This is a genomic window from Streptomyces sp. NPDC004838, assembly GCF_053600955.1.
Genome location: NZ_JBSGAW010000005.1, coordinates 29,047 through 54,801, shown reverse-complemented (window position 1 = coordinate 54,801; position 25,755 = coordinate 29,047). Strand labels below are relative to the sequence as shown.

The 25,755-nt window shown below is 70.7% G+C and carries 24 protein-coding genes and 1 riboswitch; of the genes, 16 read left to right on the top strand and 8 right to left on the bottom strand.

Annotated features, from left to right (window positions below; genetic code table 11):
- The first annotated feature begins 179 nt into the window (after positions 1–179).
- The 6 genes from ACWEFL_RS07870 (at position 180) to ACWEFL_RS07845 (ending at position 9,139) form a co-directional block, all read left to right on the top strand.
- Positions 180–1,217, top strand: a complete 1,038-nt coding sequence (locus ACWEFL_RS07870) for a LuxR C-terminal-related transcriptional regulator (protein WP_451709001.1) — start codon at positions 180–182, stop codon at positions 1,215–1,217.
- 699 nt (positions 1,218–1,916) lie between these two features.
- Positions 1,917–2,861 (top strand): ABC transporter permease, encoded by a 945-nt coding sequence (locus ACWEFL_RS07865; protein WP_451708998.1) that lies wholly within the window; start codon positions 1,917–1,919, stop codon positions 2,859–2,861.
- Entirely contained in the window at positions 2,858–4,918 is a 2,061-nt protein-coding gene (locus tag ACWEFL_RS07860) for a dipeptide/oligopeptide/nickel ABC transporter permease/ATP-binding protein (RefSeq protein ID WP_451708995.1), read from the top strand. The genes ACWEFL_RS07865 and ACWEFL_RS07860 overlap by 4 nt, the downstream gene beginning before the upstream one ends.
- Positions 4,915–5,985: an ABC transporter ATP-binding protein gene (locus ACWEFL_RS07855; protein WP_451708992.1), complete on the top strand. Its 1,071-nt coding sequence runs from the start codon at positions 4,915–4,917 to the stop codon at positions 5,983–5,985. The genes ACWEFL_RS07860 and ACWEFL_RS07855 overlap by 4 nt, the downstream gene beginning before the upstream one ends.
- 176 nt (positions 5,986–6,161) lie before the next feature.
- Positions 6,162–7,718: an ABC transporter substrate-binding protein gene (locus ACWEFL_RS07850; RefSeq protein WP_451708990.1), complete on the top strand. Its 1,557-nt coding sequence runs from the start codon at positions 6,162–6,164 to the stop codon at positions 7,716–7,718.
- 86 nt (positions 7,719–7,804) lie between these two features.
- On the top strand, positions 7,805–9,139 hold the full coding sequence (locus tag ACWEFL_RS07845; protein WP_451708987.1) for an amidohydrolase family protein: 1,335 nt from the start codon (positions 7,805–7,807) through the stop codon (positions 9,137–9,139).
- Between the two features lie 244 nt (positions 9,140–9,383).
- Here the strand turns inward: ACWEFL_RS07845 and ACWEFL_RS07840 are convergent, their stop codons facing one another.
- From ACWEFL_RS07840 to ACWEFL_RS07830, 3 genes are all read right to left on the bottom strand, one after another.
- The gene (locus ACWEFL_RS07840; protein WP_451708984.1) at positions 9,384–10,013 is read right to left on the bottom strand and encodes a 3-oxoacid CoA-transferase subunit B; all 630 of its coding nucleotides are present in this window, start codon (positions 10,011–10,013) and stop codon (positions 9,384–9,386) included.
- 189 nt (positions 10,014–10,202) lie between these two features.
- The gene (locus ACWEFL_RS07835) at positions 10,203–10,973 is read right to left on the bottom strand and encodes a CoA transferase subunit A (RefSeq protein WP_451709487.1); all 771 of its coding nucleotides are present in this window, start codon (positions 10,971–10,973) and stop codon (positions 10,203–10,205) included.
- Positions 10,974–10,984: 11 nt separating this feature from the next.
- Positions 10,985–11,692 (bottom strand): GntR family transcriptional regulator, encoded by a 708-nt coding sequence (locus ACWEFL_RS07830; RefSeq protein ID WP_451708982.1) that lies wholly within the window; start codon positions 11,690–11,692, stop codon positions 10,985–10,987.
- Positions 11,693–11,835: 143 nt separating this feature from the next.
- Here ACWEFL_RS07830 and ACWEFL_RS07825 point away from each other — a divergent pair, with 143 nt between their 5' ends.
- The 5 genes from ACWEFL_RS07825 (at position 11,836) to ACWEFL_RS07805 (ending at position 16,901) form a co-directional block, all read left to right on the top strand.
- Entirely contained in the window at positions 11,836–12,696 is an 861-nt protein-coding gene (locus ACWEFL_RS07825) for a fumarylacetoacetate hydrolase family protein (protein ID WP_451708979.1), read from the top strand.
- Positions 12,697–12,738: 42 nt separating this feature from the next.
- Complete coding sequence (locus ACWEFL_RS07820; RefSeq protein ID WP_451708977.1) at positions 12,739–13,668, top strand: VOC family protein; 930 nt, start codon at positions 12,739–12,741, stop codon at positions 13,666–13,668.
- 12 nt (positions 13,669–13,680) lie between these two features.
- The gene (locus ACWEFL_RS07815; protein ID WP_451708974.1) at positions 13,681–14,184 is read left to right on the top strand and encodes a DoxX family protein; all 504 of its coding nucleotides are present in this window, start codon (positions 13,681–13,683) and stop codon (positions 14,182–14,184) included.
- Between the two features lie 40 nt (positions 14,185–14,224).
- On the top strand, positions 14,225–14,941 hold the full coding sequence (locus tag ACWEFL_RS07810; protein ID WP_451708972.1) for an SDR family oxidoreductase: 717 nt from the start codon (positions 14,225–14,227) through the stop codon (positions 14,939–14,941).
- Positions 14,942–15,470: 529 nt separating this feature from the next.
- Positions 15,471–16,901 (top strand): glutamate decarboxylase, encoded by a 1,431-nt coding sequence (locus tag ACWEFL_RS07805; protein ID WP_451708970.1) that lies wholly within the window; start codon positions 15,471–15,473, stop codon positions 16,899–16,901.
- Between the two features lie 170 nt (positions 16,902–17,071).
- Here the strand turns inward: ACWEFL_RS07805 and ACWEFL_RS07800 are convergent, their stop codons facing one another.
- The 3 genes from ACWEFL_RS07800 to ACWEFL_RS07790 form a co-directional block, all read right to left on the bottom strand.
- On the bottom strand, positions 17,072–17,437 hold the full coding sequence (locus ACWEFL_RS07800) for a DMT family transporter (protein WP_451708967.1): 366 nt from the start codon (positions 17,435–17,437) through the stop codon (positions 17,072–17,074).
- Entirely contained in the window at positions 17,437–17,751 is a 315-nt protein-coding gene (locus ACWEFL_RS07795; RefSeq protein ID WP_451708965.1) for a DMT family transporter, read from the bottom strand. The genes ACWEFL_RS07800 and ACWEFL_RS07795 overlap by 1 nt, the downstream gene beginning before the upstream one ends.
- A gap of 19 nt (positions 17,752–17,770) precedes the next feature.
- A riboswitch (guanidine-III (ykkC-III) riboswitch) is annotated at positions 17,771–17,835 on the bottom strand.
- Between the two features lie 117 nt (positions 17,836–17,952).
- Positions 17,953–18,177 (bottom strand): hypothetical protein, encoded by a 225-nt coding sequence (locus tag ACWEFL_RS07790; protein ID WP_451708962.1) that lies wholly within the window; start codon positions 18,175–18,177, stop codon positions 17,953–17,955.
- 98 nt (positions 18,178–18,275) lie between these two features.
- Here ACWEFL_RS07790 and ACWEFL_RS07785 point away from each other — a divergent pair, with 98 nt between their 5' ends.
- Positions 18,276–19,466 carry a low temperature requirement protein A gene (locus ACWEFL_RS07785; protein ID WP_451708959.1) on the top strand — a complete coding sequence of 397 codons (1,191 nt, stop codon included), beginning with the start codon at positions 18,276–18,278 and terminating at the stop codon, positions 19,464–19,466.
- A gap of 89 nt (positions 19,467–19,555) precedes the next feature.
- Here the strand turns inward: ACWEFL_RS07785 and ACWEFL_RS07780 are convergent, their stop codons facing one another.
- Positions 19,556–20,272, bottom strand: coding sequence for an alpha/beta fold hydrolase (locus ACWEFL_RS07780; RefSeq protein WP_451708957.1), 717 nt, complete (start codon positions 20,270–20,272; stop codon positions 19,556–19,558).
- Between the two features lie 364 nt (positions 20,273–20,636).
- Here ACWEFL_RS07780 and ACWEFL_RS07775 point away from each other — a divergent pair, with 364 nt between their 5' ends.
- The 4 genes from ACWEFL_RS07775 (at position 20,637) to ACWEFL_RS07760 (ending at position 24,587) form a co-directional block, all read left to right on the top strand.
- Positions 20,637–22,511: an amidohydrolase gene (locus tag ACWEFL_RS07775; RefSeq protein ID WP_451708954.1), complete on the top strand. Its 1,875-nt coding sequence runs from the start codon at positions 20,637–20,639 to the stop codon at positions 22,509–22,511.
- Positions 22,512–22,637: 126 nt separating this feature from the next.
- On the top strand, positions 22,638–23,300 hold the full coding sequence (locus ACWEFL_RS07770) for a hydrolase (protein ID WP_451708952.1): 663 nt from the start codon (positions 22,638–22,640) through the stop codon (positions 23,298–23,300).
- Positions 23,301–23,344: 44 nt separating this feature from the next.
- The gene (locus tag ACWEFL_RS07765; RefSeq protein WP_451708949.1) at positions 23,345–23,869 is read left to right on the top strand and encodes a DoxX family protein; all 525 of its coding nucleotides are present in this window, start codon (positions 23,345–23,347) and stop codon (positions 23,867–23,869) included.
- Positions 23,850–24,587, top strand: a complete 738-nt coding sequence (locus ACWEFL_RS07760; protein WP_451708946.1) for a YoaK family protein — start codon at positions 23,850–23,852, stop codon at positions 24,585–24,587. The genes ACWEFL_RS07765 and ACWEFL_RS07760 overlap by 20 nt, the downstream gene beginning before the upstream one ends.
- 80 nt (positions 24,588–24,667) lie before the next feature.
- Here ACWEFL_RS07760 and ACWEFL_RS07755 read toward each other — a convergent pair whose 3' ends face one another.
- On the bottom strand, positions 24,668–25,603 hold the full coding sequence (locus ACWEFL_RS07755) for a helix-turn-helix domain-containing protein (RefSeq protein WP_451708944.1): 936 nt from the start codon (positions 25,601–25,603) through the stop codon (positions 24,668–24,670).
- Positions 25,604–25,755 lie beyond the last annotated feature (152 nt).

Below are 25,755 nucleotides of genomic sequence, written 5' to 3'. Positions count from 1 at the left end.
TCCGGCGCGGGCCGGGCACGTGCCGGGCTCATTTCGGGCCGTCCGGCCGGGCGGGTCCGTTCAGCAGACCCGATGGTTGACGCCCGAGGCCGCCTTCGTGGAAGGTTGAATCCGCGCTCATCCGGACGGTCGCCTCGGGCGGATCCACCCGTTCGAGCGGATCCAGAGCGGAGGACGCCATGGGGAAAGCACTCACGGAGCCGGCCCGGTCGCTGCCCCCCGTGCTCGTCGCCGAACTGGTCACCTCACGCTCCGTCGAGCGGCTGCTGGACCGCTTTCTCGACGACGCGCCGAGCCGCCTCGGCTCCTTCGCCGCCGGCGTCTATCTGCACGACCACACGACCGGGCGGCCCATCGCCGCGGAAGTGCGGGGCCTCGGCAACTACTACACACGCTGCTATGAACGCTTCGGCCGCACCCAGGACCCCGTCGTCCAGAACGCCCTGCGCGACCGCAAGGTCTACGACAGCGACTCGCTGATGCCACGGGAGGAGTGGCTGAAGCTCCCCGTCGTACACGAGGTGTTCGCTCCCCACGCCATGGCGCGCGTGCTCTGCGCCCCTTTGGTCGTCGGCGACGAAGTCGCCGGCACACTGAACCTGGCCAGGCGCGACGGCGAGCCGGAGTTCACCGAGGCGGACCGTGAAGCGGCGCATGTGGCGGCCACGGTGCTGGGCATCGCCGTGGCCGCGATCAGGGAGAGCGCCTCGACCGAACGCGAGCGCACCCAGCTGGCCGAGGCGCTGGACCGCTGCGGCACCCCGGTGGTCCTGACCGATCTGAGGCTGGCCCGACGCCACTTCAACGCGCCCGCGCTCGCCCTGTTCGACCGGCTCGGGGAGGCCCGCCCCGAGGTCGAGCGGCTGCTCGACTGCGACGACGCCGCCACGGCGGCCTTCTGGAGCGCCGACGAAGGCCCACGGGCCGCGCTGCACCTCACGGTCACCTCACAGCGACTGCCGAGCCAGCCCGACGTGATCGTGTCGGTCATCGCCGAGCGGGGCGGATCCTCGCGCACGATCAGCCCGACCCGGCTGGCACTGCTCACCCCGCGCGAGATCGAGATCGCCACCTGCGCGCTCGCCGGCCACCGGGACAGCGAGATCGCGGCGGCGCTCGTCATCAGCCAGCACACGGTCAAACACCACTTCAAGTCGATCTACACCAAGCTCGGCGTCCACACGCGCGCGGAACTGCTCGACCGCCTGCTGTTCTGAACCGGACGGACCACCTCACCGCCCTCACCGGCATACGGCGACGGGGGAGCGGTCATCGCGGCCGCCGCCTCCTCCTCCTTCGGCGGGATCCGCCGGACGGCAGCGCCGCCAGGGGGGAGCCGACGCCCCGATCGGTCCGCTCGCGCGGGATCCGTCCGGAGCGGGCCCGTCACCGAGGACGGATCCGGCGGCCTTCCTGCCCTCGGACCGGCAGTCCCGCTTGGACCGGCAGTCCCGCCCGGACCGGAAGAAACGTCGGTGAACTTCCGCCCCCCGCGTACGGCCCGTTGAGGGACGCGCGGTCGGAACGTCCGGAAGCCCTTTTCCTGCGATCACAGTCTGCGGGTGGGCCGTTCGACTCCTGTACGCCGTCCGGATGAGCCCCAACCCCCTCCTGTGCGAACACTGTAGTCGGATACGAACAGACGGCAAACTTTCGAAAGACCGTTGACGGCTCGAATGTCGAACGGTTACACATGTGGTCATTCCGCAAAGAGCCCGGCACGGCGCGGGCTGAACAGCGGACTGAACAGAGGGAGCGGTCATCGTGAAAGTGGCACTTGTGCTCGGCCTGAGAGGGCATCCGACCCACGGCGCAGCCGTGGGACCGGGCGCCCTGCCGGCCCGGGACGAGCAGGAGGGGGCACCGGGCCAGGCATCCCGGTCGTACGACGGTGCGGGAACGCACGGGGCGAGGCGATGACGAAATTCGTGCTGGGGCGGGTGCTCTCCGCCCTGCCCACCCTCCTGCTGGTCTCCCTGCTGGTCTTCATGCTCGTGCGGATGACGGGAACCGACCCGGTCGCCCAGATCCTCGGCGAAGGCGCGGGGCAGGACCAGCGTGACGAACTGTCACAGCAGCTCGGGCTCCGCAATCCGCTGTGGGAGCAGTTCACCGACTGGCTCTCGGCCGCGCTCCAAGGCGACTTCGGAACCTCCCTGTACACCGGTGTCCCGGTCGCCGAGTCGATCGGCCAGCGGCTGGGCATCACCCTGTCGCTCTCGCTCGCCGGCATGAGCGTCGCGCTGCTCGCCGGTATCCCGCTCGGACTGCTGGGCGCGCTGCGCCCCGGTTCGGTCGGCGACCGGCTGCTCACCGTGTTCGTCGCGCTGGGGCTCGCCCTGCCGAGCTTCTGGGTCGCGCTGCTGCTGGCACTCGTCTTCGCGGTGGAGCTGGAGTGGCTGCCCGCGGTCGGCTACACGCCCATGACCGAGGACCCGAGCCTCTGGGCGCAGGGCCTGGTCCTGCCGGCGCTGGCGCTCGGGCTGAGCACGGCCTCCGTCATCGCCCGGCAGACCCGCAGCGCCACCATCGAGGCCCTGGAGTCGCCCTACGTCCAGGCGCTGCGCGCCCGAGGCGTCAGCGGGCGGCGGATCGTACTGAAGTACGCCACGAAGAACGCCATGGTGCCGGTGCTCGCCGTGCTGGCGGTGCAGATGTCCGTACTGGTCGCGGCCAGCTTCGTCATCGAGCGCATCTTCGCCATCCCCGGTATGGGGACCCTGCTCATCGACAGCGTGGTCCGCGCCGACTATCCGGTCCTCCAGGGATCGATCGTGGTCGTCGCCCTGATCGTGCTCGCCGTCAACCTCGCCGTGGACATCCTCTACGGCATCGTCAACCCGAAGGTGAGGCCCCAGTGACCGCCGGAACCATCGGCGAGAAGCCCCTGGGCGCGGAAGGCTCCGACGAAGGTCAGGCGCACCGCAAGCAGGCCGGGGTACTCCGCCGGACCCTGCGGCAGCCGATCGCCGTCGTCTGCCTCGCACTCCTCCTTCTCCAGGTGCTGGTGGCCCTCTCCGCGGGCTTCGTCGCACCGCACAACCCGCTCACGCCCGAGGTGGCCAACCGGTTCCAGGGCCCGAGCGCGGACCATCTCCTCGGGACGGACGACCTCGGCCGGGACATCCTCTCCCGGCTGATCTACGGCACCCGTACCGCCCTGATCGCGTCCTTCCAGAGCGTGGCCATCGGCGTGGTGATCGGCGTCGGACTGGGGCTGCTGGTGGGCTACCTCGGCGGCTGGTGGGACCGGATCGGTATGCGGATCGCCGATGTCATGCAGGCGATCCCGGCCCTGCTGATGGCTCTCGCCCTGGTGGCGGTCATCGGAAGCGGCCTGGTCAAGGCCATGTTCGCGGTCGGTCTCGTCTTCGCGGTGAGCTTCATGCGGATCACCAGGGCCGTGGTCCTCGCCGAGCGCGAGCGGCTGTACGTGGACGCCGCGCGGGTCACCGGACTGCGGACGCCCGCGATCATGCTGCGCCAGATCCTGCCCAACATCGCCGCCCCGGTCATCGTCCAGGCGTCCATCGCGCTGGGCACCGCCCTGCTCATCGAGGCGATGCTGAGCTTCCTCGGCGTCGGCATCGACACCACCCAGGTCAGCTGGGGCGGGATGCTGGACTCGTCGCGCGCCCACTTCATGGACGAGCCGATGCTGGCGGTCTACCCCGGTCTGGCCATCACGCTCAGCGTGCTGATGTACAACCTGCTCGGCGACTGCCTGCGGGACGCGACCGCCCGGCGTACCACCGTCAAGCGCAAGCAGCGCAAGGCGGCGGTGCGTGCCACCGCGGCGCTCAGGGCGGCCGCCGAGGCGAGGGCCGAGGCCGCCGCGGCGACAGCCACCGCCGATGCCGCCACCGCCGGTACGGCAGGAGTCGTGTCGGCCGCGCAGACGCCGGAACCGGCGGGCGCCACCACGGCCGGGCAGCCGGCCGGCCCGGAGCCGCTCCTGCGCATCGACAATCTGAGCGTCACCGCGCTCCAGACCCCCGGCGGTCCCGCCGAACTGATCTCCGGCGTCACGTTCGACGTCGGGCGCGGCGAGGCGTTCGGCCTCGTCGGCGAGTCGGGCTCCGGCAAGTCCATCACCGCCTCGACCCTTCTCGGTCTGCTGCCGCGCGGAGTCGAGGTCTCCGGCGGGTCGGTGAGCCTGGCCGGCACCGAGCTGGTCGGACTCGGCGAACGCGAGTGGCGGAGCATCCGCGGACGCCGGATCGGCATGGTCTTCCAGGACCCCATGTCGGTGCTCTCGCCCGTGCACACCATCAGACAGCAGCTCGTCGACGGCATCCGCGCGCACGGCGACCTCACCCGCAAGCAGGCCACGGAGCGCGCCGCCGAACTGCTCTCCCTGGTCGGCGTGCCCGACCCGGCGCGGAGACTGTCGGACTATCCGCACCAGTTCTCCGGCGGTATGGCCCAGCGGGTGGTGATCGCCGCGGCCCTGGCCAGCGACCCCGAACTGCTGGTCGCCGACGAGCCCACCACCGCGCTGGACGTCACCATCCAGGCCCAGGTCCTGGAACTGCTCTCCGAACTCCGGCAGCGGCTGAACATGTCCCTGCTGATCATCACCCACGACCTGGGCGTCGTCGCCGACGTCTGCGACCGGGTGGGAGTGATGTACGCGGGTCAGATCGTGGAGGTCCGCGACGTACGGGGCGCGCTGGGCAAGCCCAAGCACCCGTACACCGAGGCGCTCCTCGGCGCGATGCCGCAGGGCAGGACCGGTGGCGAGGAGCTGGCGACCATCTCGGGCCGGGTGCCCCCGGCGTGGGCCTGGCCCGACGGCTGCCGCTTCCACCCGCGCTGCGAGTACGCGACCGCGGCCTGTGCCACGGGCTCCGTCCCGCTGGCCGATGAAGTCCGGTGCCTGCGTGCCGGTGAACTCCGTCTGGTGGGTACAAAATGACCGACACTCACAACAACGACACGCCACCGCTGCTCTCCGTCGACAACCTGAGCGTCAGCTACGCGATGGGGCGCGGGATGACGGGCCGCCGGCGTTCGTTCACCGCCGTCCGCGAGGTCAGCTTCGCGATCGGGAGCGGACAGACGCTCGGCCTGGTCGGGGAGTCCGGCTCGGGCAAGAGCACCATCGGCCGGGCCATCCTGCGGCTCGCGCCGGTCTCCGAGGGGAAGGTCGTCTTCGACGGCCAGGACATCTCGGACTTCGGCCGGCACACACCGCTGTCGTACCGCAAGGACGTCCAGGTCGTCTTCCAGGACCCGCTCTCCTCGCTGAACCCCCGGCAGACGGTGGCCGCCACGATCGGCCAGGCCATCGCCAGGCACCGCCGGCTGTCGCGGCCGGACCGGGACAAGGAGATCACCCGGGCGCTCGACAATGTGGGGCTGTCCTCGTTCCACGGGGAGCGGATGCCCAACGAACTCTCCGGCGGCCAGCGGCAGCGCGTGGCGATCGCCCGCGCCCTCGCCGTACAGCCCCGGCTCATCGTGTGCGACGAACCGGTCAGCGCGCTCGACGTGAGCACCCAGAGCCAGGTGATCAACCTGCTGATGGACCTTCAGCGCGAGTTCGGGCTGAGCTATCTCTTCATCGCCCACGACCTCGACGTGGTCCGCCACGTCAGCCATGACATCGCCGTCCTCTATCTGGGACGGATGGCCGAGACGGGACCGGCGGACGCGGTGCACGGCGATCCGGCGCACCCCTACACACATATGCTGATGGCCTCTTCGCTGGTCACCGACCCGGACGAGCAGGCCGAACGGTCGATCCGGCGACGCGCCCTGACCGGTGGGAGGGTGGAGCCGCCGAGCCCGCTCGACGACCGGCCCGGCTGCCCGTACCAGAACCGCTGCCGGTGGGTCACGGACCTGTGCCGGACGAGTACGCCCGAACCGGTGTCCGTACCGCTGTCCGTGTCACCGTCCGGGACCGCGGCGGGGCCGTCGGAGCGGCTGGTGGCCTGTCACCACGCCGCCGAGGTCAGGCAGTCACAGGCCGCCGTCTGACCGGGGCCGCCCGCCGGCCCCGGTCCTCCCGGCCCTTCCCACAGGGTTCCCGGTCATCTGCCGCCCCCCTGTATCCCCCTTCCCCCTTACCGCACTTCACTCCTCGCGCTTGCTTCACCCTGCGCGCCTGCGCGGACCGCCTGCGGCTCCGCACACCCTCATCACACGGAGAAATCATGAGAAACACCCCGTCCAACCCCCCTTCGAGAGGGTCGATCCGCCGCAGAGGCCGCCATGTCTACCCCGCGCTCGGCGTCGCCTTCGCCCTCGCCGCCCTGACCGCCTGTGGTTCGGGCAGCAGCTCCGGCGCGAAGAGCGCGGACGGCAAGGGCGTGGCCCGCTTCGGCGTCGCGGTCCCGCTCAACGACTGGGAGACCATCGACCGGGCGAACAGCACCTACACCGCGCTCGTCTACGAGGGCCTCGTCTCGCTCAACAAGGACGGCGTCACCATCGAGCCCGGTCTGGCGACGGCCTGGAAGGAGTCGGACAAGGAGATCACCTTCGATCTCGCCGAGGGTGTCGTCTTCCAGGACGGGACGCCGTTCGACGCCGCCGCCGCGGTGAAGAACCTGGAGCGCATGAAGGCCAGCAAGGGCCAGTGGGCCCCGGTGATGGCGCCGGTCACCGCCATCGAGGCCGTGGGCGCCAACAAGGTCAGGATCGCCCTCAAGTCGGCCGCGCCCAACATCATTCCCAACCTGGCGCGCAGCCAGGGCTACATCATCTCCCCGAAGGCGCTGGACGCGGGCGACTGGGCCAAGAAGCCCTCCGGCACCGGCGCGTTCGTCTACGACCCGGGTGCGTCGGTCGCCGGTTCCAAGGTCGTGGCCAAGCCGTTCGACAAGTACCGCAAGGCCAAGGACCTGAAGGTCGGCGGCATTGAGGTGCACTTCATCAACGACCCCGACTCGCTGATGAACGCGCTCCGCGGCGGTCAGCTCGACATCGCGTACACCACCGCTCCTTATGTCGACCGGATCAAGCAGAACGGCTTGTCCCTCCTCACGTACAAGCAGTCGCTGTTCCACCTGCTGACGTACGACACCGGCGGCGTCTTCGCCGACCCGAAGGTCCGTCAGGCCATGTGTCTCGCGATGGATCCGCAGGAGATCGTCGACGCCCAGTTCAACGGGATGTCCAAGGTCCGCTACCAGCGCATGGGCGAGGGCCAGCAGGGTTACAACCCGAACGTCAAGGGCTACCCGCACGACGTCGACCAGGCGAAGAAGCTGATGGCCGAGGCGGGCAACCCCAAGGTCAGCTTCACCCTGCCCACGTACGACATCCAGCGCACGGTGGCCGAGCTGTTCCGCGACCAGATGTCCAAGATCGGCGTGAACGTCAAGCTCGACATGATGACGTGGGGCCAGTACTACACGGTCTACAACAACGGCAAGTACCCGGCGGCCATCATGGCCGACTTCGGCGACGCCAGCGTCTACGACTACTACCTGTACAAGTTCGGTCCGGCGGGCGCGGGCAACCCGAAGAAGAACGTGTACCCGGAGCTGGACAGCGCCGTGAAGCGCGCGCTGGAGGCGCCGGACGCGAAGGCCGCCGACAAGGCGTGGCAGGACATGACGCAGCAGATCAACGACCAGGCGCTGGACTGCGGATTCCACGAGGCGCAGTCCTTCTGGGGTTACAACTCCAAGACCGTGGACAACGTCCAGGGGACGCCGACCCTCCCGTCCGTCATCCGGTACTGGGACCTCGTCTCCAAGCGGTAGCAACCGCCCCCACACCCCCCACACCCCCCACACCCCCCCACGAACCACCGAAGCACGACCTTCAGAACCATCCGGGAGTGAAGCCGATGCCGTCGAGCATCCTCATCAAGAACGCCACCATCGTCACGATGGACGCCCAGTACGGAAGCCTCGAGGGGGCGGACCTCCTCATCCGGGGCAATCGGATCGAGGCGATCGGCGCCGGACTGGAGGGTCCGGCGGACAAGGTCATCGACGCCACCGGGAAGATCGTCATTCCCGGCATGATCGACACGCACATCCACATGTGGCAGCAGCCGCTTCGGGGCATCGCCTCCGAGCTGTGGACGCACGACATCTACAAGAACGTGGTGTCGCGCTCCCGCGAGAGCTTCAGCCCCGAGGACTACGAGACCGCCGTCTACGCGTGCGGCGTCGAGATGATCGACCGGGGCATCACCGGTGCGATCGACTTCGCCCACGGACTGCTGACCCGTGAGCACGCCGAGGCCGTCTTCAACGCCCACCACCGCACCGGTCAGCGTGTGCTGATGGGTTACGGTCTCACGCTCGGGTACGCCCTCGACGGGCAGCGCTACGCGGAGCGGGAGCAGGCCGAGAAGTTCGAGCACATCACCGAGCTGAGCCGCATGGTGAAGACCGGTGACGACGCCCTCGTCCAGCTCGGCGTCGGCCTCTCCGAGATCGAGGCGGTCGGCATGGAGCGCTTCCGCGGCGAGGTGGAGTTCGCGCGCGGTCTCGGCCTGCGCTCGACGCTGCACCAGAACGCGCCGCACCAGCTCCGGGACATGTACGAAGAGGGTCTGCTCGGCAGCGACCTGATTCCCGTTCACGTCAACGGCGCCTCGGACGAGGAACTGCGGATGGTCGCGGACGCGGACATCGCGATCTCGGTCACGCCCGAGGTGGAGGTCTCCGTCGGCCGGTCGCTCACCGTGCTCAACCGGGCCGTCAAGGAGGGCATCAAGCTCTGCATCGGCACCGACACCCCGGCGCGGGTCCCGCTCGACCTCTTCTCGCAGCTGCGGATCAGCAACACCCTCATGCAGGCGCAGGACGCGCTCCAGGCGCGTGACGGCGGCCGCCTGCCGCTGTCGCCCCGCGAGAACTCGGCGACCCTGAAGCCCGGACAGCTGCTGGCCACGACCACGGTCAACGCCGCTCACGCGCTCGGACTCGGCGGCCGTCTCGGCACGCTGACCCCCGGGAGCCTGGCCGACGTCGTCATCCTCAACACCGGACGCTTCGGCGGCCTGGTCGGCGATCCCGCCGCGTACGCCGTGGTGTTCGGCACCTCCGCCGATGTCGAGACCGTCGTCGTCGGAGGCGACGTGCGGAAGGAGGACGGCCGGCTGGTCGGCGTCGACGAGGACGCGCTGAACGAGTCGCTGGCGGAGCTGAAGGCGCGCGTGACCGCCTGACGTTCTGCGCTTGTACGACGAGAACCGGGTGGCCCGCGGGCCACCCGGTTCTCTCGTGTTCTCTCTCGTGTTCTGAAGGCTTTGGGCCCGGTTCCGCCGGGTTCCGTGTCTCTCCGGGTTCCGTTGCTCCGCCGGTCGGGCTCCCCTGGCAGTCTCGCGCAGGGGAGCCCGTGGGTCGTTCCGGTGCGTTCCGTTCCGGTGCTCGGCCGGTTTGGGGCGGTTCGGGGGCGGTCCCGAGCCGTGCTCAGGTGTGCAGGGGTGCGCCGGTCGCGCGGCGCACCTCGTCCTCGCTTACTCCGGGGGCCAGTTCGCGCAGCACGAAGCCCTGCGCGGTGACGTCGACGACGGCCAGGTCGGTGATGACCCGGTGGACCACACCCCGGCCCGTCAGCGGCAGACCGCAGCGTTCGACGAGCTTGGGGCCGCCGTCCCTGGTGGTGTGCTCCATCAGCACGATCACGCGCGCGGCACCGTGGACCAGGTCCATCGCCCCGCCCATACCCTTGATCATCTTTCCGGGTACGGACCAGTTGGCGAGGTCGCCCGTGGCCGACACCTCCATGCCGCCCAGGACGGCCACATCGAGATGGCCGCCCCGGATCATGCCGAACGAGAGCGCCGAGTCGAAGAACGACGCTCCGGGGCGGGTGGTGACGGTCTCCTTGCCCGCGTTGATGAGGTCGGCGTCCTCCTCGCCGTCGAAGGGGTAGGGGCCTACGCCGAGGATGCCGTTCTCGCTGTGCAGGACGACGGTGATGTCGTCGCGCAGTACGGAGGGAATCAGCGTCGGCAGTCCTATGCCGAGGTTGACGTACTGGCCGTCGGACAGCTCGGCGGCGGCCCTGCGGGCCATCTGTTCACGGGTCAACGCCATGACGGTTCTCTCCTGACAGGGTGTTCCGGTCGCATGACCGGGGGATGCTCCGGCGCGCGGCCGGTGATGGGCTCGGCCGCGCGGAACGGCGAGGGGTGCCGCCCGGCCGGTGGCCGGTGGCGGGCGGTGGAGCCGGGGCCGTACGGACCGGCCGGTCAGGCGGGCCCGGCCGGGGCCGTGGACAGCCGCTCAGGCCCGCGGTGCCGCGGCCCGCGCCGGGCGGACCGTGCGCCGCTCGATGGGCTTCTCGATCCCGGAGACCGGGACCACGCGCTGGACGAAGACGCCGGGCACATGGATCTGCGCCGGGTCGAGTTCCCCGGGTTCCACCAGACGTTCGACCTGGGCGACGGTGATCTTGCCGGCCATGGCGCACAGGGCGTTGAAGTTGCCGGACGAGCCGGCGAAGACGAGGTTGCCGTGACGGTCGCCGACGGCGGCGTGGACCAGTCCGAAATCCGTGGTGACGGCCCGTTCCAGCACATGGTCGCGGCCGTCGAACTCCCGGCTCTCCTTGGGCGGTGACGCGACGGCGACCGCCCCGTCCGGGGTGTAGCGCCAGGGCAGCCCGCCGTCGGCGACCTGGGTCCCCGAGCCCGCAGGGGTGAAGAAGGCGGGGATGCCGCAGCCGCCCGCCCGCAGCCGCTCGGCGAGAGTGCCCTGCGGTACGAGTTCGACCTCCAGCTCACCGGAGAGGTACTGCCGGGCGAACTCCTTGTTCTCCCCGACGTACGAAGCGGTGACCCGGCTGATCCGGCGCTCGGACAGCAGGAGCCCGAGCCCCCAGCCGTCCACTCCGCAGTTGTTGGAGACGATCCGGAGATCACCGGTGCCCGATCGCAGCAGTGCCTTGATCAGTTCGCCCGGGATCCCGGAGAGACCGAAGCCGCCGACCGCGAGTGACGCGCCGTCGGGGATGTCCGCGACGGCTGCCGCCGCGTCGGTGAAGACCTTGTCCATGGGGGCGTGCGTCACTCTCGTGCGGGACTGCCCACGGCCGCGTTCGGTTCGTCGACCGCGCAGCTGATCAGCAGTCGGGTGGTGTGGGAGATATGGTCACGCAGCAGCGCGGCGGCGAGATCGGCGTCCCGCTCGACGGCCGCGGCGAGGATCGCCCGGTGCTCGCCGGCGAGGTCGCGGTCGGGCTCCTGGCCGACCGACCACTGCCGGTACAGCTCGGCCTCCTCGCGCAGCGCGCGGGCGGTGGCGGCGAGTCTGCGGTTGGGGCAGCCCGCGATCAGGGCGAGATGGAAGGCCGCGTGCGCCTTGGTCCAGGATTCGCCGGTGTGGGTGCCGCCGTCGTCGCTGAGGAACGGGGTCCGCTCCAGAAGGTGGTGCGCGGCGACCGCGTCGGCCTCCCAGCGCATGTCCCCTTCCTGTACGGACAGCTTCAGGACCAGCGACTCGATCTCGACCCTGGCCTGGGTGAGGTCCGCGAGGTCCTCGTGGGAGAGGGGGGTCACCATGTACCCCTGGTGCGGCTGGGCCCTCACCAGTCCTTCTGCTTTGAGCCTGGTCAGGGCCTCGCGGGCGGCGCCCACGCTGGTCTCGTAGCGCTCGCAGAGGTCGGGGAACTTCAGGCGTTCCCCTGGCACCAGGCGGCCGCCCAGGATGTCGTGGCGCAGCTTTTGGTAGATGCCCTCTGTGCGGGTGGTCCCCCCGCGTCCCTGGCGTGCCATGCGAACACTGTAGCGGAATGCGAACCCGGTATAAACTTTCGAAAGAATATTGACCAGTCGAAAGTCGAGGAGTACACATAGGGTCATTCCGTGAGCCACCCGGCACATCGCGGAGGAACACGACGATCAAAAGGAGCAGGCACGTGAGAGTGGCCAATCTTTCCGGCCGACTGAGCCTGGTGACCGCACCCGGAGAGGCTGTGGACGTCGAGCGCGCCAGCGCCGGACGCTTCAGCTCCGACGTGCAGTCCGCGTACGACCGCTGGGACGAGCTGACCGAGTTCGCCGCCACCGTGACCGCGGGCCGTCCGGACGCCGTGCGGATCCGCGACGAGGACCTCGGCAACCCGGTCCCCGGCCCGCGCCAGGTCTTCGCGATCGGTCTCAACTACGTCGATCACGCCGACGAGTCGAACTTCTCCGTGCCCGATAGCCCGACCGTGTTCACCAAGTTCCCCACCAGCCTGACCGGCCCGTACGGCCAGGTGCAGCTGCCCGAGGGCGGCAACGTGGACTGGGAGGTCGAGCTCGTCGTCGTCATGAGCCGGCACGCCGAGCACGTCTCCGAGGCCGACGCCTGGAGCCACGTCGCCGGACTGACCGTGGGCCAGGACATCTCGGAGCGCCTCGGCCAGCTCTCCGGACCGGTGCCGCAGTTCAGCCTCGCCAAGTCCTACCCCGGATTCGGACCGCTCGGCCCGGTCGTGGTCAGCCCCGACGAGGTGCCCGACCCGGACAACCTCGAACTCGGCGCCTTCATCAACGGCGAGCGCGTCCAGGAAGGCACCACCGCGCAGCTGGTGTTCTCGGTCCCGGCGCTGATCTCCCGGCTGTCGGCGATCACCCCGCTGCTCCCCGGCGATGTGATCTTCACCGGCACCCCGGCCGGAGTGGGTATGGGGCGCACTCCCCAGCGCTATCTCCAGGACGGCGACGAGCTCGTCAGCTATGTCGCCGGCATCGGCGAGATGCGCCAGCGCATGGTCGCGGCGGCGGGGGCCTGACATGCGCCGCGACTCCGTGACGACGGAAGCAAGGAGGCGGACATGTCTCTGCACGCACTGACCTCGGTGGTGATCGGCGTCCCGGACGTCGCGGCCACCGTGGCCTACTACGAGGAATTCGGGCTGGGCCGCGGCGAGGCCGGATGGCTCACCACCGTGGACGGCGGCCCTCAGCTGAAGGTCGTCGCCGCCCCGACGCGCCGTCTGGTCCAGGTCGGCATCGGCGTGGACGACGGGGACGACCTGGCCAGGATCGCGGCCAGTCTGTCGGCCCTGGGCATCACGGCGGACGTGAGCGAGAAGTCCCTGACGGCCGTGGAACCGGTCACCGGAGTCCGCGCCGTGGTCGAGATCGCCGACCGCATCCGGCAGCCCGAGACGCCCCCGACCCCGTACAACGGTCCCGGCCGCATCGAGCGGACCGGCGGACGGGCGCCCGGCCTGCTGCGCGAAGGACCGGTACGGCCGCGCAAGCTCGGGCACGCGGTCATCGGTTCGGTCGACTACGAGATCACCACGCGGTTCCTCGTCGAGGGACTCGGCTTCCGGGCCAGCGACTACATCAAGGGCAAGGGCGCGTTCCTGCGCTGCTCCACCGACCACCACAACATCCTGGTCCTCGACGCACCGGTCAACTATCTGCACCACACCTCCTGGCAGGTGCGGGACATCGACGAGATCGGGCGAGGCGCCTTCGCCATGCTGGAGGGCAACCCGGAGCGCCATGTGTGGGGCCTGGGCAGACACCACGCGGGGTCCAACTTCTTCTGGTACCTCAAGGACCCGGCCGGGAACTTCTCGGAGTACTACTCCGACATGGACACGGTCGCCGAGGACGAACTGTGGACCCCCGAGGTCCTCGAAGGCGCCAAGGGCCTCTTCAACTGGGGCCCGCAGCCCCCGCCCTCGTTCCTCAACCCCGAAGATCTCGCGGCGCTGATGACCGGCGCCCACCAGCCGAAGCAGTCGTAGGAGTCTTCAACCATGGAATTCGGACTGCTGCTGCTGCGGCTGCTCGTGGGCGGTCTGCTCATCGGGCACGGCCTGCAGAAAATGCTGGGCTGGTACGGCGGCCTGGGCCTCGACCGTACCGGCGCGCTCTTCGAGAGCTGGGGGCTGCGGCCCGGTAAGGCCATGGCGTTCACGGCCGCGGCCTCCGAGCTCTTCGCCGGAGTCCTGCTGATCCTGGGGCTCATCACCCCGCTCGCGGCGACCATCGCCTGCGGCACGATGATCGTCGCCGGTTCGGTCAACGCGGCCAAGGGACTCTGGGCGCAGACCGGCGGCTACGAACTGCCGATGACATACGCGGTCATCGCCGCCGCGCTCGGATTCACCGGGCCCGGCGACTGGTCTCTGGACCACGCGTTCGGTCTCACCTCGCTGTCCGGCGCGTCGTGGGGGTCGGCCGCGGTCGCCGCCGCGATCGTGGCCTCGCTCGGCATGATCGTACGGGCGCGCCGCAGCCGGCGGACCGTGACCGCCTGAGTCCCGCCGCCCCGCCCCTCATCACCGCTAGGAGAACCCCATGCTGCGACCCGGCAGTCATATCGTCGTCATCGGCGGCACCCGAGGACTCGGCTTCGAGCTCGCCAGGGCCGCCGCCGCGCAGGGCGCGCGCGTGACCATCACCGGCCGCGACGGGACATTCGCCCGCGAGCGGGCGGCCGAACTCGGCCCCAACGTGACCGGCGCCGTCTGCGAGCTGACCGACTGGGAGTCGATCGGCGCACTGTTCGACTCCATCGACGTCGTGGACCATCTGGTCCTCACCGCCCTCGACCGCGACCACAACACCATCAAGGACTTCCGCCCGGACGACTGCTCCCGGACGTCCCTGATGAAGACCGTCGGGTACGCGACGGCGGTGAACAAGGCCATCGACAAGTTCTCGGAGGACGCCTCCGTGGTCATGTTCAGCGGGCTGTCCATGTGGCGGCCCGTCCCCGGATCCACCACGCTCTCCATGGCCAACTCCGCGATCATCGGTCTCGTCAACTCGCTGACCCTGGAACTCGCCCCGGTCAGGGTCAACGCCCTCACTCCGGGCGTGGTCGGCGGCACCGCCGCCGTGGAGGAGGCCGACCCGGTCCGCGCCGAGTGGTACGAGGCCATGCGGCAGCGGACCCCCGCCAAGCGGCTGCCCTCCACCGACGACATCGTGGCGGCCACGATGCTCCTGCTGACCTGCCGGGGCATCAACGGGGCGAACCTCGTGGTGGACGCGGGGATGCACCTCGCCTGACCGCCTCGCCCGACCGCCGCGGCAGGGCCCGGCGGCACCCGCCCGACGGCGGCGGCCCCGCCCACCGCGGTTTCCCTACCCCGTGCCACCTCGACCCCTCCGAAGAACCGGAGGCGGACGGCACCGGTCGTCCCCCCGGCACGTGTTGCGCCTACGCCGGGCGGGGCGCTCCATGCCTTCGAGAGGCCCGGTGCACGAGAGCGCCCGCCCCACCGTGAACCGGGGGGCGGGCGCTCTGCTCATGCTCCGGAAGACCGGTGGCGCCCTCAAGTCCTTCTCGGCCGAACGGGTGATCCCGGCCGCTCGGCGCGCCGACCGCGACGACGGACTATATGGTCGCTACAGGCAAATGTGCTGCGTGCCGGTCCGGCGCGGCGGGGGAGTACAGCCTCGCTCCGGGGAGTACAACCCCCGCCGCTTTCAGGTCAGTTGCCGGACCACCGCCGCCCTGACGCCGGATCGCGGCCGCGGCAACGGCGGCCATCAGCGCGGCAAACCCTCGCCGCCGAAGCCGAGAGGGGTCCACAGCATGGCTCTCCACCAGGGTGCGCACCACCGTCATGGCGACAAGTCCCCGACGCACCGCCATCTCGCGGTCAATCCGTTCGTCGGTGTCGCGGACCCGGCCGCGGGCATGACGGCCGCGCCGCCCCGGCACCGGCTGCCCGAAGGCCCGGTCCCGCCCCATACCGCCTATCAGTTGGTCCACGACGAACTGATGCTCGACGGCAGCTCCCGGCTGAACCTGGCCACCTTCGTCACCACCTGGATGGAACCCCAGGCGGGCGTGCTGATGGCGGAGTGCCGCGACAAGAACATCATCGACAAGGACGAGTACCCGCGCACCGCCGAGCTGGAGCGGCGGTGCGTCGCCATGCTCGCCCACCTGTGGAACGCCCCCGACCCGGAGAACGTCGTCGGATGCTCCACGACCGGCTCCAGCGAGGCGTGCATGCTCGCCGGCATGGCGCTCAAGCGGCGCTGGGCCAAGCGGAACGCGGACCGCTACCCGTCCCGCGAAGCGCGGCCGAACCTCGTCATGGGCGTCAACGTCCAGGTGTGCTGGGAGAAGTTCTGCAACTTCTGGGAGATCGAGGCCCGCCAGGTGCCCATGGAGGGTGACCGCTTCCACCTGGACCCGCAGGCCGCCGCGGCGCTCTGCGACGAGAACACCATCGGCGTCGTCGGCATCCTCGGCTCCACCTTCGACGGCTCCTACGAGCCGATCGCCGAACTGTGCGCCGCCCTCGACGCACTCGAGGAGACCACCGGCCTCGACATTCCCGTCCACGTCGACGGGGCGTCCGGCGCCATGGTCGCGCCCTTCCTGACCCCCGAACTGGAGTGGGACTTCCGCCTGGAGCGGGTGGCCTCCATCAACACCTCGGGCCACAAGTACGGGCTCGTGTATCCGGGCGTCGGCTGGGCGCTGTGGCGCAGTGCCGAGAACCTGCCCGAGGAACTGGTCTTCCGGGTGAACTATCTCGGCGGCGACATGCCCACCTTCGCGCTCAACTTCTCCCGGCCCGGCGCGCAGGTCGCCGCCCAGTACTACACCTTCCTGCGGCTGGGACACGAGGGCTACCGGGCGGTCCAGCGGGCCACCAGTGACGTGGCCCAGGGCCTGTCCGCGGCGATCGAGAAGCTCGGCGACTTCCGTCTGCTGACCCGCGGAGACGAACTGCCGGTGTTCGCGTTCACCACCGCGCCGGACGTGACCGGCTTCGACGTGTTCGACGTCTCGCGCAGACTGCGCGAACGCGGCTGGCTCGTCCCCGCGTACACCTTCCCGGCCAACCGGCAGGACCTGGCCGTCCTGCGGATCGTGTGCCGCAACGGCTTCAGCTCCGATCTGGCGGAGCTGCTGATGGACGATCTGACGTCCCTGCTGCCCGAACTGCGTAGCCAGTCGCGGCCGACGACCCGTGACAGGAACACGGCCGCGGCCTTCCACCACTGAAACGGGCGGACGTGTCCGGCCACAGGGACCGTGTCTCCTCGTTCGCGGGCGGTCCGTGAGAGCGGGGTGAGCGCCAGGAGCATGGGCGGGCCCCTTGCGGCCGGGGCCGGGACCGCGTGATCAGGGGCGCCCGGCCGTCGGCCGGGCGCCCCTGATCCATCAGAAGCGGCCTAACCGGCCCGCGCCTCCGCGGGTCGGCTCTCCGCCTCGGCGGCCGGCTTGGACTTGACGAACTTGAGGCCGACGACGCAGAGGATGATTCCCCCGAGGAAGACGCCCTTGAGGAAGGACGCGGGTTCCTCGCCGGTGAGCATCGCGTACATGACGGTCAGGGCCGCGCCGATACCGATCCAGACCGAGTAGGCCACGCTAATCGGAATCCGGTTCATCGCATAGCCCAGACCGCCCATGCTCAGCGCCAGCCCGACGAAGAAGACCGTGGTGGGGACGGGTTTGCTCAGTCCGTCGGAGAGACCCAGGGCGGTGGCCCAGACTGCCTCGAAGACGGCACTGACGAGAAGGATCGCCCAAGGCATCAGCTGACCGCCTTCAGTCCGACGACACATCCGATGAGTCCCAGCAGCAGGAGCACCCGTGCGAGGGTGGCGCGCTCCTGGCCGGTGACGATGGCCCACGTCGCCGTGAGAACGGCGCCGATGCCCACCCACACGGCGTACGCCGTACCCGTGGGAAGGGAGTTCATCGCGTACGCCAGACCCGCCATGCTCGCGGTGAGCGAGACGACGAAGACGACGGACGGGACCAGGCGCTTGAAGTTCTTGGACGCTGACAGCGCCGTGGCCCAGACGGCCTCCAGCACCCCTGACAGGATGAGTACGACCCATGCCATGACAGAACTGACCTCCAGAAATGGCCAGTCTTGTCGCTGAGCGGGTACTGATCCGTCGTCCGCAGGCCCTGCCCAGGACCTCGCCTCCTTGTATAGCACAACGACGGAGCGCGGTCGGTGGCCGCCGTCACTCCCGGAGTCACTTCCGTCCGGGGCTCGAAGGACGTCCACGCCGGACCGTGCGCGGTCGGACACACCGCGTCACCGGTGGAACGCGGAGCAGGGCGCGGGCTGCCGCGTGGTGTGGCTCGTCCGGCAGGAGACCACCACCGGCAGCACCCGGTCCGCCGACGGCCCGACCACCGGGGCCGGGACCGCAAGGGCGGCCTGGTGGACGGCGTCGGCGACGGTCGTACCGGCCGAGTGCCACAGCCGTCGTTCTCCCGTTGTTCGTTCCCGGGCAACTGTCCGTGCGCGTACGGACATCAGCTCGTTCCGCGCATGCCCAGGGTGGAGACGGGCGCGTCCACCGTTCCGTCCGGTTCGCAGGACAGGGGGGGCGCCCCTTCGACACGAGGAGATCCATGACGAAGAGGGGGCCGCGCGCCGCGCGCCGGACCATGACGGGCCGGGACCCGGGCGAGGCGCACCGGGCCGCGACCTCGCTGGAACTCCTCTTCGACCTGTGCTTCGTCATCGCCGTGGCGCAGGCGTCCCACGGTCTGGGCGACGCCGTGGCCGAGGGGCACCACATCACGGGAGTGCTGCGCTACGCGGTGGTGTTCTTCACCATCTGGTGGGCCTGGATGAACTTCACCTGGCTGGCCTCCGCGTACGACCCGGACAACGTGCCGTACCGACTGGCGGTACTGCTCCAGATCGCGGGGTCCCTCGTGCTCGCGGCCGGTGTCTCGCGGGCCTTCGCCGAGGGCGACCTCCTCCTGATCACCCTGGGGTACCTGCTGTTGCGCACCACGCTGACGGTGCTGTGGCTGCGTGTGGCCAGGTCGGACGCGGGGCGCCGGCGGACCGCGCTGCGTTTCGCCGTCGGTGTGACGGTCTGCCAGGCGGGCTGGGTGGGAGTGCTGTTCCTTCCCGAAGGGATCCGGTCGGCGAGTGTGATCGTCATGATCGTGGCGGAGACGGCCGTGCCGGCGTGGGCACAGGCCGCGGGCGTGACGCCCTGGCATCCCGGCCATATCGCCGAGCGCTACGGGCTGTTCCTGCTCATCGTGCTGGGTGAATCGATCGCGGCGGCCACGACGGCCCTACGGGAGGCGTTCGGCCACGAGTTCAAAACCGGTGCGCTCTACGCCTTGGCGGCGGGTGGGCTGCTGACGGTCTTCGGCATGTGGTGGCTGTACTTCGTGCGTCCGGCGCACACCCTGCTCGCGACCACCCACCGGGTCAACCGACGCAGGTTCACCTGGGCGTACGGCCACTATCTGATCTTCGCCGCGGCGGCGGCCGAGGGGGCCGGGTTGGCCGCGTACGCACAACAACTCACCGCGCACGGCCAGGTGCCCACTCAGGCCGCCGGTGCCGCGGTCACCGTGCCGCTCGCCGTCTTCCTGATGACGGTGTGGGTCGTGCACGTACGACCTCACCGGCGAGGTTCGGTGGGCGAACTGGGCTATCCGGTCGTGGCCGCGGTGCTTCCGGGCGCCGCGTTCCTGCCTCAGCCGGCGCTCGCGGCGGGGCTGCTGTCGGCGGCGCTCGTGGTTGTGATCGAGCTGACGGACCGAGCGGGAGCCGGGGCTCCGGCGGCTCGATGACGTGCCCCTCCGGCCGCCCGGGCCGGGCACCCGGTCGCGGGGCGAGATCCGGGACCTCACACGCGCGGCCGGGAGGTGGCTCCGCTGCCTCAGCCGGTCGCCCTCACGGCCTCGGAGATCAGGTCGACCACCGTCTTCGGCTGGGAGAGTGCGACGGCGTGCGAAGCGTTGTCGCACTCCACCGCCGTCGCTCCGGCACGCAGGGCGCCGAAGCGCTGCACTTCGGGGTGGAGCCCGTGGTCCGCGCCGGCGATCAGTGCCCAGGACGGCCTGGTGCGCCACGCCGCGGCGGCGGCCCGCTCGGTGAAGGCGCCGGCGGCGAGCGGACGCTGGGCCACGGCGAGCACCCGGGCGACGGCCTCGGGCACGTCTGCCGCGAACACCTGCGGGAAGGCGTCGGCCGCGATGGCGACCTCGACGGCGGGATCACCGCCCTCGACCGGGTAGGTGGACTGCTGGAGGTGGTCGACCAGCGGCGTCGTGGGGAAGCGGCCTTGGAGTTCGCCGAGGCTCTCGCCCTCCTCCAGGACGTACGCCGCTATGTAGACGAGTGCGACGACGTTCTCGGCGACGCCGGCGACGGTGATCAGCGCGCCGCCGTAGGAGTGGCCGACCAGGACGACGGGACCGTCGATCCGCTCGACGAAGGAGGTGAGGTAGGCGGCGTCGGAGGCCAGTCCGCGCAGCGGGTTGGCCGGGGCCGCGACGGGGATGCCGCGCTGCTGGAGTTCGGCGATGACACCGGACCAACTCGCGGCGTCGGCGAACGCGCCGTGCACGAGGACGACCGTGGGTGTGCTGCTCATGGGTGACTCTCCTGGCGTCGGACGTCACGCCGGGCGTTCCGGCGGGGCGGGCACGAAGGGCGCGGAGCGCCCGGTGCCACCGCCCGCACGCTAAATCCGTGGAGGCCGGGCGTGTTGCCCGTCAGCGAACCCGTGCTGCTCCCCCGGCGCACGGAACGCCCCGGACGCGGTGCTCCCGTCAGTGCGCTGTGAGGACGGCCCCGGTGCACGCGCAGCAAAGGCGCCGGAGCCGGCCCGGACTAACGTCGGTCGGGCCGGAGGACGCGGTTCCGTCGGCACCCGCCCATGGGTTCCGAGAGCCGTACGCACGCGTTGCGGCCCCCACCGGCCCACGTCCCGAAAGGGGTTGCCCAAGGTGTCGCCCATGCCCGTCGGCGGGTTCGTCCCACAAGCCACCGGCGCCGCCGATCTCGTCGTCCGCAACGCGGCCATCCACACCGGCGACCCGCGACGGCCGCAGGCGGAGGCACTCGCCGTCAGGGACGGTGTGATCACGGCCGTCGGTGACGACAAGGGCGCGGCCTCGCACATCGGCCCGCGGACCAAGGTCGTCGACGCCCTCGGCCGCCGGATCGTCCCCGGTCTCAACGACGCCCATCTGCATGTGATCCGAGGCGGCCTCAACTATGTGCTGGAGCTGCGCTGGGACGGTGTGCGCTCATTGCGCCAGGGCCTCGCCATGCTGCGCGAGCAGGCCATGCGGACGCCGAAGGGGCAGTGGGTGCGCGTGGTCGGCGGATGGTCGGCCGAGCAGTTCGCCGAACGCCGGCTGCCGACCGTGGCCGAGCTGAACGCGGCGGCCCCGGACACCCCGGTGTTCGTACTGCACCTGTACCAGTCGGCCGTGCTCAACCGGGCCGCCCTGAAGGCCGCCGGTTTCGGCAAGGACACGCCCGACCCCCGAGGCGGCCAGATCGTACGCGGCCGGGACGGGGAGCCGACGGGCATGCTGCTGGCCGCGCCCAGCGCGCTCATCCTGTATTCGACGCTCGCCAAGGCGCCCGTGCTTCAGGGCGAGGACCGCAAGACCTCGACCCGGCACTTCCTGCGTGAGCTCAATCGGTTCGGGCTCACCTCCGCGATCGACGCCGCGGGCGGGTTCCAGAACTTCCCCGAGAACTACTCCACCGTCGTCGAACTCGCCGCCGAGGGAAGGTTGTCGCTGCGGATCGCCTACCACCTCTTCCCGCAGACCGCCGGGCAGGAGCTGGACGATCTGCGGCGCTGGATCGAGACGACCGGCCCGGGGGAGGGGGACGCCTGGCTGCGGCTCAACGGCGCGGGCGAGAACCTCACCTGGGCGGCGGCCGATTTCGAGAACTTCTCCCAGCCGCGCCCCGAACTCACCGATTACGAGGTTGAGTTCGAGAAGGCGGTACGACTCCTCATGGAGCACGGCTGGGGCTTCAGACTCCACGCGACGTATGACGAGACCATCAGCCGCGACCTCGCGGTGTTCGAGAGACTCGCCGCCGACGGACTCTTCCCGGCCGGCAACCGCTGGCTGTTCGACCACGCGGAGACCGTCTCGCCGGACAGCCTGGACCGGATCGCCGCCCTCGGCGGCGCGGTTTCCGTACAGAACCGGCTGTCCTTCCAGGGCGAGGCGTTCCTGCGCCGCTACGGCGCCGGTGCCGCCGCGGACGCCCCGCCGCTGCGGGAGATGCTCCACCGCGGACTGACCGTGGCCGCGGGCACGGACGCCACCCGGGTCTCCACGTACAACCCGTGGGTGGCCCTGCACTGGCTGGTCAGCGGTCGCACCCTGGGCGGGCTCGCCCTGCGTCCGCCGTCGAACCGCGTGGACCGGAGCACGGCGCTGGAGATGTTCACGCGCGCGGGCGCCGCGCTCACCGGCGAGGAGAACGTCAAGGGCGTGCTGCGCCCCGGCTGTTACGCGGATCTCGCGGTGCTGTCGGAGGACTACTTCGCGGTCGCCGAGCCGGAGATCGCGCACATCGAGTCGCTGCTGACGGTCACCGGCGGCCGGATCGTGTACGCCGCCGCCGAGTACGAGGGCCTGGACGAGGAGTTGCCCGCGGTCAGCCCCGACTGGAGCCCCGTCGCGCACTACGGCGGCTACCAATCGGGCAGACCCGCCCCGGTCCCCGGCGTACGGCAGGCGCGACTGATCGGTGAAGCCGTCTCGGAGTCCGAGGAGCACCGGCTGTGGCGAACGGCCCGCGGGCTCACCCAGTACCCGGCGGGGGCGTTCTTCGATCCCTGCTTCACCCTCTGACCCCGGTGGGCGACCGGGGCACCGCTTCCCCGGGGCACCCACGACGAGCCTCCGTCCGCCGGACGGTGTTACCGCGGCGCGGGCAGCGGTCCGCGCCGTCCCCACTCACGGAAAGGCCGTTCTTCCATGGTCGACATCGCCGAGGTCACAGCGGCTCCCAGCCCGGACCTGCTGACCCCCGACAACTGTGCGGTGCTCCTGGTGGACCACCAGCCTCAGATGTTCTTCGCCACGGGCAGCGGTGACCGCACCGCGATCGTCAACGCGACGGTCGGCCTCGCCAAGGCCGCCCGGGTCTTCGGTGTGCCGACCGTGCTCAGCACGGTGGCCGCCGAGTCCTTCTCCGGCCCGCTCCTGCCGCAGCTCGCCTCGGTCGACCCGAGCAACGAGATCATCGACCGCACCACGATGAACGCCTGGGAGGACGAAGCCTTCGTCGAGGCGGTCAAGGCCACCGGCCGCACCAAGCTGGTCATCGCCGGTCTGTGGACCGAGGTCTGCGTGGTCGGGCCCGTCCTCTCGGCCCTGGCCCAGGGCTACGAGGTCTATGTGGTCGCCGACGCCTCGGGCGGTGTCAGTCCGGAGGCCCACGAGCACGCCCTCCAGCGGATGCTGGCCGCCGGCGCCGTGCCGGTCACCTGGGTGCAGGTGCTGCTGGAACTCCAGCGCGACTGGGCGCGAGAGGAGACGTACAAGGCCGTGACGGAGCTGGTCAAGGAGCACGGCGGGGCCTACGGCATCGGCATCGTCTACGCCCAGGCCGTCATCGGCGAGCACGCCGTCGGCTGACGCGCCCGTTCAGGCAACTCCGAGTCAGGAACGGCGGAAGAACGATGGACGGTGGACTGCTGCTCCTTCGTCTGGTGGTGGGGCTGCTCATCGCCGGTCACGGGGTGCAGAAGGTGAGTCATCTGCTGGGCGGCGACGGTCTGGCCGGAGGTACGGAGGAGTTCCGCCGCGACGGGTTCCGGGGCGGTCGGCTGACCGCCGTCGCCGCGGGAGGCGGCCAGATCGGGGCCGGGCTGTTCCTGTCCGCCGGGCTGCTCACCCCGCTGGCGGCGATGGTCGCCATGGGCGTGATGACGGTCGCGGGCACCGTCAAACGGCCCAAGGGCCTCTGGGTTCAGCACGACGGATACGAGTATCCTCTGGTTCTCGTCGTCGTGTCGGCCTCGCTGGCCCTGACCGGGCCGGGCCGCTGGTCCCTGGACCAGGTGCTGGGCGCGACGCCTTGGCCGGTGTGGATCACCGTCGTCGCGCTCACGACAGGGCCGCTGAGCGGACTGCTCACCCGTGCCGTGCTGCACCGCCCGTCCACCGCTACGGAAGGCGTCCGCCATGCGCGCCCTGCTGACTGACGCCTACCGGACGCTCGTCCCGCCGCGGGAGGACCGCCATGGGCCGCTGCCTCCGTTGCTGCTGACCCTGACCCTGGTCACCGGGCTGGTGGACGCGGTGAGCTATCTGGCCCTGGGGAAGGTGTTCGTGGCCAACATGACCGGCAACGTGGTCTTCCTCGGCTTCGCCCTCACCGGTGCCGACGGACTGTCCGCGCTCGCGTCGGTCGTGTCCCTGACGGCGTTCCTGACGGGGGCGCTCGCCGGGGGCCGCCTGGGCACGCGGTTCGCCGGGAACCGCGGACGGCTGCTGGCCGTCGCCACCGCGGTGCAAGCGGTCCTGATCGCCGTCACCGTGGTCGCCGCCGCGAGCGCGGGCGGCGAGGTCACCACCGAGGTCCGGTACACCCTGATCGTGTTCCTCGGGGTGGCGATGGGCGCGCAGAACGCGGTCGCCCGGCGCCTCGGCGTCCCGGACCTCACCACGACCGTGCTGACGCTGACCCTGACCGGGCTCGCCGCCGACTCCACTGCCGCCGGCGGCAAGGGGCCCCGTCCCGGGCGCCGGATCATGTCCGTGTCGGCCATGTTCCTCGGCGCCTTGGTGGGAGCCGTCCTCATCGAGTACGACCTGTTCGTCCTGCTGCTGGGCCTGGTCCTGCTCCTCGTCGTCGTCACGTCGGTGGCGGCGTACCGCCTGTCGGCCGGTGGCCCGGCATGGACGCGTCCGCCCTCCTGAACGACCTCCCGGTGCGGCCGGGCGGCCGGAACCGATGGTCCGGCCGCCCGCCCGCGTGCCCGCATGTCCGTTCGCGGGGTTCAACCGCACGCCCCCCGCGTGCCCCGGCCGGAGGTCTCCCGCCACTCGCGGGGCGACATCCCGTACGCGGCCCGGAAGACCCGGCTGAAGTGGGAAGCGCTGATGAAACCCCAGCGACCCGCCACGGCGGCGATCGTCCGCTGCGATCCGCCGCGCCGCAGCAGTTCGCGGCGGCACTCCTCCAGACGGCAGCGCTGGATCCAGCGGCGGACGGTCAGGCCCTGAGCCTGGAACAGCTTGTGCAGATAGCGAACGGAGATGTGGTTGGCGTCGGCGATCATCTCGGGCGAGAGGCCGGTGTCAGCCAGGTGCAGCTCGATGTGGTCGAGGATCCGGGACAGGAGCGACAGCTCGGCGTCGCAGGAATGCGGCTCCCTATCACGAAGCCGCTCGGCGGCCGCCGCGGCCAGCAGGTTCACCCCGTCGCGCACGAGTGTCTCGCCGACGGCGGGCTCGGAGTGGGCCGCGGAGTCGGCGAGACAGGAGAGAAAGGGCGACAGCAGGGCGCCGAGGCGCGAGCCACGGCTGACGGGCGACCGGCTGAGCCCGTGCAGGACCGATTCCGACAGCCCGAGTGACGTACGCGGCACCAGGAACACCTTGGCCTGGAACACCTCGGGGAAATCGAGCGACGTCGGCTGGTGGGTGTCGTAGAAGCAGATGTCGCCGGGAGCGAGGGCGATCTCCGCGGGGAGCTGCAGGCACGGCGCGACGCCGCCGTGCACGCCGACGAAGAGGTACTCACCGCTGTCACGGGCGATGAGCCGGACCAGCCGCCCGGCGGGGGCCGCCGTGATGCCCCCGACGGGTCTGGCGGTACGCGGCAGGGCGGCCGGCGCGGCTTCGGAGATGACCATGTGCAGGCCCAGACGCGTCACCTCCGGCCGGAACGGGGCCGACTCGTCGGACCGGGGAGCGGTGGTGGTCGGGTGCATCGTCTGCCGTCGCCTCCGGGGCGTGTAGAACGGAGTCCTGGAGTGGGGCACCTCGTGACCTGCGGGTTCGTCGTCGGGTCGAGCACGCCGAGCGCCGCCGCAGGGGGCCTCGTCCACTCCGCCCGCAGCGTATGCGGGCGGGTGTGCAAGAA

What these genes read in the sequence shown, in the direction of transcription:
- ACWEFL_RS07870 (WP_451709001.1), top strand. Translation starts at nt 180, where the DNA reads ATGGGGAAAGCACTCACGGAGCCGGCCCGGTCGCTGCCCCCCGTGCTC.
- ACWEFL_RS07865 (WP_451708998.1), top strand. Translation starts at nt 1,917, where the DNA reads ATGACGAAATTCGTGCTGGGGCGGGTGCTCTCCGCCCTGCCCACCCTC.
- ACWEFL_RS07855 (WP_451708992.1), top strand. Translation starts at nt 4,915, where the DNA reads ATGACCGACACTCACAACAACGACACGCCACCGCTGCTCTCCGTCGAC.
- ACWEFL_RS07850 (WP_451708990.1), top strand. Translation starts at nt 6,162, where the DNA reads ATGAGAAACACCCCGTCCAACCCCCCTTCGAGAGGGTCGATCCGCCGC.
- ACWEFL_RS07845 (WP_451708987.1), top strand. Translation starts at nt 7,805, where the DNA reads ATGCCGTCGAGCATCCTCATCAAGAACGCCACCATCGTCACGATGGAC.
- ACWEFL_RS07840 (WP_451708984.1), bottom strand. Translation starts at nt 10,013, where the DNA reads ATGGCGTTGACCCGTGAACAGATGGCCCGCAGGGCCGCCGCCGAGCTG.
- ACWEFL_RS07835 (WP_451709487.1), bottom strand. Translation starts at nt 10,973, where the DNA reads ATGGACAAGGTCTTCACCGACGCGGCGGCAGCCGTCGCGGACATCCCC.
- ACWEFL_RS07830 (WP_451708982.1), bottom strand. Translation starts at nt 11,692, where the DNA reads ATGGCACGCCAGGGACGCGGGGGGACCACCCGCACAGAGGGCATCTAC.
- ACWEFL_RS07820 (WP_451708977.1), top strand. Translation starts at nt 12,739, where the DNA reads ATGTCTCTGCACGCACTGACCTCGGTGGTGATCGGCGTCCCGGACGTC.
- ACWEFL_RS07815 (WP_451708974.1), top strand. Translation starts at nt 13,681, where the DNA reads ATGGAATTCGGACTGCTGCTGCTGCGGCTGCTCGTGGGCGGTCTGCTC.
- ACWEFL_RS07810 (WP_451708972.1), top strand. Translation starts at nt 14,225, where the DNA reads ATGCTGCGACCCGGCAGTCATATCGTCGTCATCGGCGGCACCCGAGGA.
- ACWEFL_RS07805 (WP_451708970.1), top strand. Translation starts at nt 15,471, where the DNA reads ATGGCTCTCCACCAGGGTGCGCACCACCGTCATGGCGACAAGTCCCCG.
- ACWEFL_RS07800 (WP_451708967.1), bottom strand. Translation starts at nt 17,437, where the DNA reads ATGCCTTGGGCGATCCTTCTCGTCAGTGCCGTCTTCGAGGCAGTCTGG.
- ACWEFL_RS07795 (WP_451708965.1), bottom strand. Translation starts at nt 17,751, where the DNA reads ATGGCATGGGTCGTACTCATCCTGTCAGGGGTGCTGGAGGCCGTCTGG.
- ACWEFL_RS07790 (WP_451708962.1), bottom strand. Translation starts at nt 18,177, where the DNA reads ATGTCCGTACGCGCACGGACAGTTGCCCGGGAACGAACAACGGGAGAA.
- ACWEFL_RS07785 (WP_451708959.1), top strand. Translation starts at nt 18,276, where the DNA reads ATGACGAAGAGGGGGCCGCGCGCCGCGCGCCGGACCATGACGGGCCGG.
- ACWEFL_RS07780 (WP_451708957.1), bottom strand. Translation starts at nt 20,272, where the DNA reads ATGAGCAGCACACCCACGGTCGTCCTCGTGCACGGCGCGTTCGCCGAC.
- ACWEFL_RS07775 (WP_451708954.1), top strand. Translation starts at nt 20,637, where the DNA reads ATGCCCGTCGGCGGGTTCGTCCCACAAGCCACCGGCGCCGCCGATCTC.
- ACWEFL_RS07770 (WP_451708952.1), top strand. Translation starts at nt 22,638, where the DNA reads ATGGTCGACATCGCCGAGGTCACAGCGGCTCCCAGCCCGGACCTGCTG.
- ACWEFL_RS07765 (WP_451708949.1), top strand. Translation starts at nt 23,345, where the DNA reads ATGGACGGTGGACTGCTGCTCCTTCGTCTGGTGGTGGGGCTGCTCATC.
- ACWEFL_RS07760 (WP_451708946.1), top strand. Translation starts at nt 23,850, where the DNA reads ATGCGCGCCCTGCTGACTGACGCCTACCGGACGCTCGTCCCGCCGCGG.
- ACWEFL_RS07755 (WP_451708944.1), bottom strand. Translation starts at nt 25,603, where the DNA reads ATGCACCCGACCACCACCGCTCCCCGGTCCGACGAGTCGGCCCCGTTC.